At 51.9% G+C, this 8,611-nt stretch carries 7 protein-coding genes; 3 read left to right on the top strand and 4 right to left on the bottom strand.

From position 1 onward, the window contains the following. The coding region (gene glsA / locus H6F80_RS04150; protein WP_190790345.1) for a glutaminase A at window positions 1–929 on the top strand (929 nt) is incomplete at its 5' end. After that, the gene (locus H6F80_RS04145; protein WP_190790344.1) at window positions 926–1,687 is read left to right on the top strand and encodes an SDR family NAD(P)-dependent oxidoreductase; all 762 of its coding nucleotides are present in this window, start codon (window positions 926–928) and stop codon (window positions 1,685–1,687) included. The genes glsA and H6F80_RS04145, both read left to right, overlap by 4 nt. 48 nt (window positions 1,688–1,735) lie before the next feature. Here H6F80_RS04145 and H6F80_RS04140 read toward each other — a convergent pair whose 3' ends face one another. After that, window positions 1,736–2,296: a hypothetical protein gene (locus H6F80_RS04140; protein WP_190790343.1), complete on the bottom strand. Its 561-nt coding sequence runs from the start codon at window positions 2,294–2,296 to the stop codon at window positions 1,736–1,738. Window positions 2,297–2,584: 288 nt separating this feature from the next. Here H6F80_RS04140 and H6F80_RS04135 point away from each other — a divergent pair, with 288 nt between their 5' ends. Further along, window positions 2,585–3,082 carry a thiol-disulfide oxidoreductase DCC family protein gene (locus tag H6F80_RS04135; RefSeq protein ID WP_190790342.1) on the top strand — a complete coding sequence of 166 codons (498 nt, stop codon included), beginning with the start codon at window positions 2,585–2,587 and terminating at the stop codon, window positions 3,080–3,082. Between the two features lie 22 nt (window positions 3,083–3,104). On the opposite strand, the gene recF is transcribed toward H6F80_RS04135, so the two are convergent. The 3 genes from recF to H6F80_RS04120 all read right to left on the bottom strand — a co-directional run bounded on the left by recF (window position 3,105) and on the right by H6F80_RS04120 (window position 8,116). After that, the gene (recF, locus tag H6F80_RS04130) at window positions 3,105–4,238 is read right to left on the bottom strand and encodes a DNA replication/repair protein RecF (RefSeq protein WP_190790341.1); all 1,134 of its coding nucleotides are present in this window, start codon (window positions 4,236–4,238) and stop codon (window positions 3,105–3,107) included. 132 nt (window positions 4,239–4,370) lie between these two features. Further along, window positions 4,371–5,696 (bottom strand): hybrid sensor histidine kinase/response regulator, encoded by a 1,326-nt coding sequence (locus tag H6F80_RS04125; RefSeq protein WP_190790340.1) that lies wholly within the window; start codon window positions 5,694–5,696, stop codon window positions 4,371–4,373. After that, window positions 5,690–8,116 carry an ATP-binding protein gene (locus H6F80_RS04120; protein WP_190790339.1) on the bottom strand — a complete coding sequence of 809 codons (2,427 nt, stop codon included), beginning with the start codon at window positions 8,114–8,116 and terminating at the stop codon, window positions 5,690–5,692. The genes H6F80_RS04125 and H6F80_RS04120 overlap by 7 nt, the downstream gene beginning before the upstream one ends. Window positions 8,117–8,611 lie beyond the last annotated feature (495 nt).

The following is an 8,611-nucleotide window of genomic DNA, read 5'->3' as shown; positions in this document are numbered from 1 at the left end:
TTTATGCTCAGTATCGATCGCTACAGTCAGGCAAAATCGCAGATTATATTCCCGAACTGGCGAAGATGAATCCTGACTGGTTTAGCATTTGCGTCACCACGGTAGATGGGCAGCAGTTTGGCGTGGGTGATCGGGAGCAGCAGTTCACAATTCAATCCATTTCTAAAGTGTTTGTGCATGGATTAGCACTGGAAGATCATGGGCGCGATCGGGTGCTGGCAAAAGTTGGTGTAGAACCAACCGGAGATGCGTTTAATGCGATCGTTTTAGATGAACAGTCGAAGCGTCCCTATAATCCAATGGTGAATGCCGGAGCGATCGCGACTACCAGTTTGATCAAGGGCAACGGCGCAACCGATCGTCTGAATCGAATGCTGACCATGTTTCAGCGATACATCGGACACGAACCCTATATCGATATGCCCACGTTTATGTCGGAGCGCACAACCGGGCACCGCAATCGAGCAATGGCGCATCTCATGCTCAACTTCGGCATGATCGACGAGAAAATCGACGAAGCATTAGACCTTTATTTTCAGCAGTGTTCGCTGCTCGTAGACTGTCGCGACCTGGCAACAATGGCAGCAACCCTAGCAAATCGCGGCAAAAATCCTTTGACTGGTGTTCAGGCGGTTCCGGCCTGCTATGTCCGCGATATCCTCAGCGTTATGTACACCTGCGGAATGTACAATTTTGCCGGAGAGTGGGCTTACAAAGTGGGACTGCCTGCCAAAAGCGGGGTGAGCGGCGGCATTATTGTGGTTGTGCCCGCTCGCCTGGGAATTGCAGTTTTCTCGCCCTTACTGGATGCAAGAGGCAATAGCGCCAGAGGCGTAAGGGTCTGCGAGGAGCTATCACAGCGATTTGGCTTGCATTTGTTTGAGTGTGTGATGCCCGGCTCCCCCTTCGGAAAGGACGCAATATCATGAAAGATTTTTCTGACAAAACAGTTCTCATTACCGGAGCATCGGGCGGCATTGGTTGCGCAACCTCGATCGCCTTTGCCGCAGCCGGAGCGACCGTCGCCCTGCATTATGGTCAGCGATCGGAAGCCGCAGCCCAGGTAAAACAGGAGCTTGCAGGAGAGGGTCACATTCTGGTGCAGGCGAGTTTAACTGACCCGATCGCAATCGAACAGATGGTGAATGAAACGATCGCCAAACTCGGCAAGATCGACATTCTGGTGAACAATGCTGGCGTCTATCAGCTTCATCCACTGAATCAAACGTCTTATACCGATTGGCAGCAGGTTTGGCAGGAGACGATCGGCGTGAATTTGATCGGGGCGGCAAATGTGGCGTATTGCGTGGCGCGTCACCTGATCGATCGACAACAGGGACGAATTATCAACGTCTCGTCACGTGGGGCATTTCGGGGAGAGCCAATTGCTAACGCCTACGGAGCCAGCAAAGCAGGATTGAATGCGCTTAGTCAATCGCTCGCTCAGCACCTTGCGCCCTATGGAATTGGCGTGATGGCAGTTGCACCCGGATTTGTGGAAACGGAAATGGCGCGATCGGTGTTGGAAAGTCCTGCGGGAGAAGCGATCCGTCAGCAAAGCCCATTTGGACGAGTCGCTACCCCGGAGGAAGTTGCACACACGATTTTGTTCCTAGCTGCAGAGGGATCGCTGTTTCTCAGCGGGGCGATCGTGGATGTCAACGGAGCCAGCTATTTGCGATCGTGAGATCTGCAATTGTGAGATCCGTGACTGTGAGATCTGCAATGGATGGATTTAGCGGATAACAGTTTGACATTGCATTCGGCAACGCAAAGGCGTATCAGTTTCAGCCGGAGTTTTGTCAATATATTCCATCACGCTGGCTTGATCCGCTGCCGATAAACTCTGGTAATAACGCAGCGCAGCATCGATCGAAAACGGGACGCCCATCTTATCAGGGAAATTTGGCAAAATGGCTGTCCAAACCACTGCGGCAATTCGGTTTGCCTCACACCATTCGCGCACGGTTTGATCCACGTTAATTTGTGCTGGGTATTCCTCGATCGAACTTCGGTTATTTGCTCGATCGATATAGCCAATATATTCTGTGGTCGTTCCTTCGCGTTGTTTGAGATCCTCGATTGCATCTTCTAAGTTTGTACAGGTACTAATTGCAAACTGTGTTGGGCACATTGCTCCATTTTGCGAATCAATCACAACTGTGAGCCGCTTGTTCTCAGCAATTTTGGAAAATTCGAGCGGCAAAACGGGACCACCTGTTTCCCAGGAACCTTCATAGCGTAAATTCTGCGGCTTCCAAATCAACGATCCCCAGCCTAATATTGCGATAGTCATTGTCAGTATTCACTCAATCCTTACTTGATTGTTCAATTTCTGATTCATCAAACATCACATGCGTGATGCAAATGCTGTGTAACGGTGAATGAAGCCTTTTGTCATCGTAACGAACTGAATTTATAAATTATTAGTTCTCAGGGAGGAGTTTGAGCCGCAAGGTTTTTCCTGAAATTCACACCAACTCTTGCAAATCCATTGCTAAACAGGACAGAATGCAGAAAAAGACGATCGCCTTTTACCATGCACTCATCCAACCTGCACGCATCGAATCCGCAAACCCTCCAAATGAATTCTGCTATCCATCCTGAGGCTAGTCCTGAAGCTAATCTTGCAGGCAATCCTGAAGCGCAACCCACGTGGAAAATTAAGCTTCTCTACGATAGTCAATGTCCGCTCTGTCTGCACGAAGTCAACTTTTTGCGGCGCAAAGATGCCGATCGCGGGTTGGTTGCCTTTGTGGATGTAGTGGCTGACGACTATGACCCACAGCTTCACGGTGGCGTAGATTACGAAGCAGCAATGGCACGAATTCACGCCGTTTTGCCTGACGGCACAGTGATTCAAAACGTGGAAGTTTTTCGTCGCGTCTATGAGGTGCTGGGCATGGGCTGGGTTTATGCCATAACCAAACTGCCGATCGTCGGCTGGATTGCGGATGCGGTTTATGGAATCTGGGCAAAATGGCGACTTCAGCTCACCGGACGGCCCAACCTGAAGACGATCCTGGCTGAGCGAAATCAACGGCTTTGCGAGACAGGGCGATGCGATATCGAACGCCGCTAAACGAGTACCTAGGCACAATTTGTTAGTGCTCAGGCACAATCTGTCCGGCTTTGACCGTGAGGATCTGCGAAGACTTGAGCCACTGGGCATCAAATGAGCCGAGATGGGTCGTGGTAATCAGCGTTTGGAAGTGATCTTGAATGGTTTCAAGCAATTTGTTCTGCCGGTTCAGGTCTAGCTCTGCCAGCACATCATCCAGCAGCAGCAGGGGGGGTTCTCCCACGATCGACTCAATCAGCTTTAGCTCTGCCAGTTTTAACGCCAGGACGAGGGTGCGCTGCTGTCCCTGAGAGCCATACTGCCGCGCCGGAGTTTGATTAATCGCAAACTCGATTTCGTCTCGGTGCGGTCCGACCAGCGTTGTGCCCTGATGCAGTTCGGCGATCGATCGCTGCTCTAATCGCTGCAAAAATGTTTGCTGCACAATGTCCGGGTCGTCTGCTTCGAGATGCACGTTGGGCAAATATCGCACTTCCAGAATTTCTTTACTGTCGCTGATTGCTTCATGCCAGGACTGCGCCACCGGAGCCAATCGTTCCAAAACTCGCGCCCGTCGCCGAATCACCCGTGAGCCGATCGCCGCTAGCTGGCTATTCCAGATTGCAAGTTGAGTGGGTTCGGGGGCAGGGGTTTCGCCTTCGAAGGCATCGCTGCGCTGTTTGAGAAAGGCATTGCGCTGCTTCAAAATCGTGTTGTACTGCTGCAAAATATAGGCGTAAACGGGTTCGAGCTGGGTCAGCAGGGTATCCAGCCAGTCGCGCCGCTCGCTCGGACTGCCCCGCACCAGATCCAGATCCAGGCTGGAAAACTGCACTGCATTCAGCACGCCCAAAAAATCAAGCTGCCGTCGTAGGGCTTCCCCATTTAAACTCACGGTGCGTCTGCCGTTGCTGCGAAGCATCAGCGATAGATCGATCGTGCCTGTGTCTCGCTCTAAGCTGCCCAGGATTTGTCCGATTGGTTCTCCTTCCAGCACCAGTTCTCGATCGCGCAGTGCCCGATGCGATCGAAGGGTTGCCAACAGCTCCACGGCTTCCAGCAGGTTCGACTTGCCCTGAGCATTATCGCCAACCAGGATCGTTTTAGGGGCAGAAAAGGTAATCTGCTGTTCCTGGTAGTTGCGAAAGTATTTTAGTTCAAGGCTTTTCAGGTACATCGGGAGCGGGCGGGGAGGGAGCCGGTAAAGGGGAGGATCAGGGGAGTGAGAGGATCAGGGGATGGAAGGTTCAATCATTGAGTGTATCGAATGCGCGATCGAACTTCATCTCTTTCAGGGTAGGACGAGAAATCAGGGTTCGGTTGCCAGGGTGAGCGGCAGGGTGAGCGTTACTGTTGTGCCCTGTGCCAGTTCGCTTTGAAGGTTGATTGTGCCCTGGTGCAGGTCGATCGCTTGTTGAGCGAGCGCGAGTCCCATGCCAAAACCCGCAGGAAAAGGGCTACTCGTTACATTGCTTGCCCGATAGAAAGGGCTGAAGACTTGCACCTGTTCTTCTGGCGGAATGCCAATGCCTTCATCCCGAATGCGGAGAATCAGTCGAGTCGGTTCGTAAAATAGCTCCAGCAGCACGGTTCCACCTGGGGGCGAGTAGCAAATTGCATTATCAAGCAGATGGTGCAGGGCTTGCTGAAGCAGAACTGGATCGATCGAGAGCTTGCCGGGAGCTTTTCCCCAGGGGACAAAGGTAATTTGATGCAGATTTTCGGGTGAGGAGAACTGTTCTATCAGATCACGGCAAAGCAGCGTGGGGTCGATCGCGATCGGCTGAAAGTCTGTGGGGAAATCAGTCAGGGGAACGGATAAGGCTTGCTGCATGAGCTGCGGGATGCGCCGGGTGGTTGCGTCAAGGATGGCAAGATGACGATCGTCCGATTTCGATCGCGGGGTTTTGCTGGTAAGCAGTCGCTGAGTTGCGGTTTGAAGGGCAGCGATCGTGGTTTGCCATTCTCTGGATAAAACAAGCGGGTGTTGAGGGTTGATTGCAGTTTGCTGATGCTCTTCGGTCAGGGCGGTTGCGAGCTGCGTTTTTTGCTGGAGTAGCTCGGCATGATTGGCTTTAAGCAGGGTCATCCGCTCCTGAATCTTTTCCTCAATTCCCTGATTCAGCATTTGCACCGCTGATTCGGCAGCCGTGCGAGAATCAATTTCCTGCTGGAGTTGGGCGTTTTGCTGCTGAAGCTGAGCCTGGAGCCTCCCGACTTTGAGATGAGTTTCAATCCGTGCCAGCACTTCGACCACCTGGAACGGCTTGGTAATGTAGTCTACACCGCCGATCTGAAATGCCTGCACTTTGTCCAGTTCCTCATCCAGGGCACTTAGGAAAATTACGGGTACGTTGCGGGTAATGGCATTGGCTTTCAGCAGTTCACACACTTTATAGCCGCTCATTCCCGGCATCACAATATCGAGCAGCACCAGATCGGGCACTTCTGCCTGCGCCGCGCTGATTGCCATCTGCCCGGAAATAACTTTTCGCACATCGTAGCCTGCATCGGTTAGCAGCGTTGCCAGAAACAGCAAATTATCTGGCAGATCATCCACAATCAAGATATTGCCGCCCGTCATTTTGTCATTGCCCAAAGGCGGCACGGCTGGGGAAGAGTCGCTGTCTAGCATAGGGCATCTGTGATCTCGATTAACTGCTCAAACTGAAGGTGGTCAACCAGATGGGCGATCGCTTCTCGCAAAGCCTGCTGCTCTGCTGGAATCTGATCAAGAAGCTGCCTGACTGATTCATCCCGGGCAACCCGCGCCGCCCAGTTGACTTGAGCAATCCATTCCTGAGGCATTCCCTGAAAATCTGCTGAATTGAGCACAGGCATCGCACCCGATCGAGCGTTCGCTGAGTTCACTGAGTTCGCTGAAACCTCGGCTGTGGATTGTTCGTAATAATACTTCACTCCAAGATGCTGCTGAAGCGTATTCAGCAAAACCTCCTCGGAATAGGGCTTAATGACAAAGTCATCGCATCCGGCAGCAAAGGCACGCTGTCGTTCTTCTTCAAACACGGTCGCGCTCACCGCGATAATTTTCGTAGTTTGCCGCTGCTGCTGCTGTTCCAGGGCACGAATTCGAGCGGTTGTCTCTAGTCCATCGACTTTCGGCATCCGCAGATCCAGCCAGATCAGATGCGGTGAGAAAGTTTGCCATTGTTCGATCGCCTTTACCCCACTGTGGGCAATTTGCACCTCAAAGCCTGCCAGGGTTAACCACTGCTGAGCGAGATTGGCATTGGCTTCGATGTCGTCTACCGCCAGAATGCGGTACGGAGGCTGACCGGGTGCGAGTCTGACTTTTAGATAGGCATAACGGTTATTCTGCTGGGAAATTTGCTTGCCATCGCTCTGAAGCGTCGCTGGGTTCTGCTCATGCCGCTGGGCTGGCTGATAAGGCAGCGTAAACTGCAAGGCTGTTCCCTTTCCGGGCTGGCTCTCGGCATTGATTTCACCACCCATAAGCTGAACCAAACGAGCACTAATGGTCAAACCTAAGCCGCTGCCCTGACGCGATCGTTCGCTGCTCTCGGTCTGCATAAAGGCTTCAAAAATTGAGTTCAGGTCTTCGGGTGCCATGCCAACTCCGGTATCCATCACGGTAAACTGAAGAACTGCAGGAGACTTGAACGTGGCCCTCAACGTAACGCTGCCATAAAGCGTGAATTTAATCGCATTGTCCAGCAGGTTGATCAACACCTGGCGCAGTTTGCCCTCATCGGCTTCGATCCAGGTGGGAATATCAGCGGCAGGATCAAGGCGAAGCTGTAGCCCCTTTGCCTTTGCCCGCATGTGAAAGATTGACTGAACGTTTCCCAGCAGATCGGGCAAATGAACCGGGCTTTGCTTGAGCGTGACTCGTCCTGCCTCGATCCGGGCAAGGGACAGCACATCGTTAATAATTTGCGTCAGGTGGTCGCCGCTGCGGTTCAGAACTTCCAGATATTCGCGCTCGATCGCAGTCAGATTAGGGCTACGGGTAAGCAGTTGAGCATATCCCAGCAGCGTACTCAGGGGCGATCGCAACTCATGGCTAATGTGGGATAAAAAGGTGCTTTTTGCCTGATTTGCGGCTTCGGCGGCTTCTTTTGCCTGCTTTAGCTCGGTTTCAAACTGTTGACGAACGGCTTCTCGCTGCTTGGCTGCGGTAACGTCACGCACGAATACCACGACTTCATCGGAACTGCTAGCAACAATGCGAGCTTCTTCGCAGTGAGTTTTGCCATTGTTGTGCAGCTCGTATTCGTGGGTTTGCAGTTCTCCTGTGTCGAGGGCTTGATGAATACAGCGCATTCGATCGCGGGCAACCGTTTCCGGCAGCGTATTGAATACGGTCATTCCTTCTTCCTGCATGGGCTTCGGGGTCAGCAGCATAACCTCTCCGCCATGGTGATATGCCAGTCCCGATCCTTGGCGGTTAGTCAGCAGCACCAGATCGGGAATCGACTGAAGCACGGCTCGCATTTGTGCCTCACTCTGGCGGAGCGCGGCTTCGGCTTCTTTTAAGTCCGTAATGTCTACCGCAACCCCATCCCAGATTGTCCGCCCATCGGCTAACCGACGCGGAACCGCCCGCGAACTTGACCAGACAATGCCTTGAGGAATGCCGTTTTGCAGTTTACGCTGTTGCACCTGCGCTTCGTAAATGGTCAAATTTTTCAGCGAGAGCTGGGTCAGGCGCTCGACTTCTTTTCGGTCTTCGTCGAGCAGCAAGTCGTACAGCACATTAATATCCTGCATGACGGCTTCTGCGGAGACACCGAGCAAGTCCTGAATTCCGGTACTGATGTAGGAAAACGCCAGCGAGTTGTCTTTGGGGTCATGCACAAGCTGGTAGAGAATTCCCTTCGGAATATTGTTGCTGATCGATCGCAGCAAAGCTTCCCGTTCCTGAAGTGCCTGTTCTGCCCGTTTGCGCTCGCTCATGTCCTGTACTAGGGCAAGTTCTCGCCGCAGGACAACCGCTCTGACAAAATGAGAAGCAATCAGCCCCAACACTATTCCACTTACCAGAACTAAAAGATATCGCCAAGACTCATTCACAAGCAAGAATTTGTTTTTTAAGCGTTGATGTTAGAAAAGGGCAAGCGGCAGGGTTAAAAGCGGAATTAAAACAGGAAATACGATCGTATTTTCAGGTAGAAGTGCTTAAGGCAGGAGCTAAGTTGACTGAGCGCTGTTTTGTATCGCTTTATTTTCGTTTGTAAGGATAAGAAACTTGTAAGGATGGAATATTCAACTTGGGGAAAATTGCCAAAAATTATTGCTGTTTTTTATCGTTCAACTTCTAATACTCATCTAATACTCATTTTTAATACTCATTGAGTTTGAGCTTGCATCAGATTCACTCGACCCAGTAATCAGCAGAGGCAGCGAGGGGAAGGGGCAATGAATGGGTGGCGCGATCGGCTCAGACCTCCCTCAATTCCCTTAAAAGAGAGGTGTAAAAGAGGGACATGGAATGGTTCAGCTTTTCCTTGACAACCCCAATCACTGCAACAGTTCCTTTCCCCTCTTGAAGGAGGATTGGGGGGATCT

This window comes from Leptolyngbya sp. FACHB-711, assembly GCF_014695615.1.
GTDB lineage: Bacteria > Cyanobacteriota > Cyanobacteriia > Elainellales > Elainellaceae > Leptolyngbya_A.
The sequence above is the reverse complement of the archived record's forward strand: the minus strand, read 5'-3'. Positions and strand labels throughout refer to the sequence as shown.

Bases quoted from the DNA above. Each gene is read 5' to 3' on its own strand.
- H6F80_RS04145 (WP_190790344.1), top strand. From the start codon at position 926: ATGAAAGATTTTTCTGACAAAACAGTTCTCATTACCGGAGCATCGGGC.
- H6F80_RS04140 (WP_190790343.1), bottom strand. From the start codon at position 2,296: ATGACTATCGCAATATTAGGCTGGGGATCGTTGATTTGGAAGCCGCAG.
- H6F80_RS04135 (WP_190790342.1), top strand. From the start codon at position 2,585: ATGAATTCTGCTATCCATCCTGAGGCTAGTCCTGAAGCTAATCTTGCA.
- recF (WP_190790341.1), bottom strand. From the start codon at position 4,238: ATGTACCTGAAAAGCCTTGAACTAAAATACTTTCGCAACTACCAGGAA.
- H6F80_RS04125 (WP_190790340.1), bottom strand. From the start codon at position 5,696: ATGCTAGACAGCGACTCTTCCCCAGCCGTGCCGCCTTTGGGCAATGAC.